Below are 695 nucleotides of genomic sequence, written 5' to 3' on the forward strand. Positions count from 1 at the left end.
GGCGAGTGGTTTATGCTGTTTAACGGCATAGTCAACGAGGGCAATGACCTCTGCTTCTATTATTTTCGCCTGCTGTCCACTGGTTTTACCCTCTAAATTAAACGGGAGGGTAAAGGCATCCACACATTGACCTATGGCGTTGATATTGGCGACTGCGATATGATTCACATTCAAATCAACACCAACCATACCTGTTGATGTTGAGGTATTTAGATAGGGTGCACGCGACACATCGATTAAGCATTTAACGATGTAGTAGTCACCATGATCCTCAAGCGACCATGCTATCGGCTTCCCATACTTTTTCTTATCTTTCAGATTCATTTGTGTCTGAATGGCGTGATTGACATGATCTTGACCATAAGGAAAAACAACGTCAAAGAGACGAATGACGCATTGGTCGATCGCTTTGAAGGTAAGGGTATGCGTCTCTGGGTGATAATGAAAGACAAAGTTACCTGATTTGGCGTCTTTCCTTCCCGAAATGGTCATCTTACCGTAACGCGCCGCTACCCAATCTTTCTGCCAACGCTCAGGATAAGTGTGATAAGACGTTTGTGTTAACCGGCCGCGCGCGAGTTTCTTACTCCCGAAACACACACCCGTCACTTTGTTTGTCAATTTAAGCAATTGTTTTTCATATCGATCTTTCTTAAAGTTCAACTGGCCCAAGCGAGACTTTAGGTGTTTGATCT

1 pseudogene is annotated in these 695 nt (G+C 44.0%); it reads right to left on the bottom strand.

The annotated features are described in order from the left end of the window. A pseudogene (locus JCM19043_RS15805) lies at positions 1-621 on the bottom strand (IS200/IS605 family accessory protein TnpB-related protein); the annotation flags it as partial. Positions 622-695 lie beyond the last annotated feature (74 nt).

Origin of the sequence: Halolactibacillus sp. JCM 19043, from assembly GCF_001310395.1 — a bacterium.
Lineage (GTDB): Bacteria > Bacillota > Bacilli > Bacillales > Amphibacillaceae > Halolactibacillus > Halolactibacillus miurensis.